Origin of the sequence: Bartonella sp. AA1HLJMS, assembly GCF_042197445.1 — a bacterium.
In the GTDB taxonomy this organism is placed as follows: Bacteria; Pseudomonadota; Alphaproteobacteria; order Rhizobiales; family Rhizobiaceae; genus Bartonella.
Window position 1 is genome coordinate 1 of record NZ_JBHIRW010000124.1, and the last position, 2,187, is coordinate 2,187.

A 2,187-nucleotide genomic window follows, 5' to 3' on the forward strand; every position below is an offset into this window, starting at 1 on the left:
CGCGGTATATGGGTTGTTTTCGTATTTTTAGGAGCCTTGTTCATTCAAGCTTTGAAATGAATCCTATTGAAGTGGGGTTGCAGGGTGATTTTCTTGAAAATAGGAGAATTTTTGGGAAGAAAAAGCTGAATTGTGACTATTGTTTATAGATTGGTACGGTTTGAAAATCTTTATTGTTTGCAATGTGAGGAAGGTAAGAGGGTGGCAAGGTAGCAGGAATATTATAATTTTTATTATGACGCAAACCATAATGGTCTGTGTACTTTTCTTTATTCCGGTGGTATTTGGGTTTTGCATCATCATAATGCGTAAATTGGAAAAAAATCCAGAAACGAGAAGAGGCAATCTCTGTGTGATAGCAAATAAGCTCTCTGTCGCACGGGTCTTTTCAAAGAGAGAGGGGAATACATGAAGGAGCAAAATTGGGCATCAGAGCAAGAAACGCATAAAGGAGTGCATTCTTTTTCGCTCCAGCACGTGTTGCTCTCAGCAAAGGATTATAAAATTATCTTTGCTATTGCTGTTCTCATTATCATGTGGAGAATGGTTCTAGAAATACCAGGTGTATTAAATTGGCAGCTGACAGGGTGGCAATATGTTGTGCATGCCGTTCTCTTTAAAACAACGGTCGCCATAACGGTCTGTGTCATTATTTTTATTCCGGTTATGTTACGGCTTCGCACCAAAGTGACGGGTGAGTTGCAAAAAAATATTCAGAAACTAGAAGAAGCAATCTCTGTAGGAGAGCACATAAGCTCTCTGTCGCACGGGTTGTGTAAATAGTGAGGGGGGAACATGAACTTTGATCCTATAGCCGTATTTCTATTAGATCCCGAGTTCTGGGTATTTATTGTTATTTGCATGATCATTATCATGCTTGTTTTAGCTCTTTATACCTCTGTCTTTAAACGGATGAAAATGAATTTCCAAGTGAAAGGCGAGCTGGAAAGAGTGCTTCAAGAAAATGATCTTGCAACGCAGCAGTTTTGGAAAGATGAAGCCGTGCTGCAGGAGAGGCGTTTGCAACTAAAGGAAAAGGAAAAAGAACCCTTTGTCGGTTATGATGATGATGAAATTCTCACGATAGAAAGTGCAACAGCGCTTTTAAAAAGCTTGGGGTGGTCTGTGGACATCGAGGGAAAAGGAGATTATTTGGCAACCCTCTTTTTACCCGATCGTGAAGTGCAGTTTCTTTATAACGAAAAACACGTGGAAGAATTTTCCCCGTTTGATCGCGGGCTTTTAATTATGAGCGGTATTTTTGCGGCGGCTTGTCAGACGATTAATCCGCATAATTCTGGGATTTTGCCAACAGTATTTATAAATTTTGTGTCCAATGGATTGGAAATTTTTGAAGAAAAAGTGAGCGTCCAGCTTTTAAAGAAAGCTCTCGATAAAACTTTAAAATGGACAATGGAAGATGATTCTTTGCTTGAAATGTTTCGCTCTCAATATAGTATTCCCCCTTGGGAAAAAGACTCTTTATCATGGGCACCGGATGCTGACGTAGAGTTTGCACCTTATGCTTTGCTGCATCTTGCTGCTCTTGCCTTACTTGGCGATGTTGAGACTTTAGCTTCTTATGACGAAAGTTTTACGGCAGGGGAGAAGCTTGGCTTTGATGAAACCATTGAAAAAGTCCATTTGGAACGCGCGATGGTGATCGCTCAAGAAGTGAAAAAGGAAGGAAAGTTCAGTTACGATCTACTGGAACGGGTTGCTGAGAAGTGGTCTATAGCCATGGACTATCAGTTTTTCAGAGTGAGACCCCCTGATACGTGTAATCAAAAACGAGATTTTCATAAAAAAATAGTCGAGGAGAAAAAACAAGAATTAAGGGAACAAGGATATATTGTGAGTGATGAACCATGCGTCTTTGCAGCAGAAGGGGTAAAACATTCTCCTGATATTACTTATATTAAAGATGGTAAAATCGCATTTATGGATATAAAAATTGATTAGTGTTGTACTCTCCTGTTGAAGGAAAGCACTCTTATTTAAAAGATGTGAAAGCGCCATGATTGAGACGCTTTCACACCTTTCTTACCAGAGCCAAATAAAGGGTTCGAAAAATCAAGAATAATAGCCAAGATTTTAAAAAATAGACTGGAAATGGCTTGATCCTCAAGAATAGGGGAAAAAATCAATTATAAATTCTACTCTCTTCTTTAAGATGGTTTTGTTGTT

At 39.1% G+C, this 2,187-nt stretch carries 2 protein-coding genes; both read left to right on the plus strand.

Annotated features, from left to right (window positions below; genetic code table 11):
* Positions 1–408 precede the first annotated feature (408 nt).
* Positions 409–783: a hypothetical protein gene (locus ACFIQE_RS09750; protein ID WP_375707641.1), complete on the plus strand. Its 375-nt coding sequence runs from the start codon at positions 409–411 to the stop codon at positions 781–783.
* Positions 784–795: 12 nt separating this feature from the next.
* Positions 796–1,962 carry a DUF6990 domain-containing protein gene (locus tag ACFIQE_RS09755; protein ID WP_375707642.1) on the plus strand — a complete coding sequence of 389 codons (1,167 nt, stop codon included), beginning with the start codon at positions 796–798 and terminating at the stop codon, positions 1,960–1,962.
* The last annotated feature ends 225 nt before the right edge of the window (positions 1,963–2,187 follow it).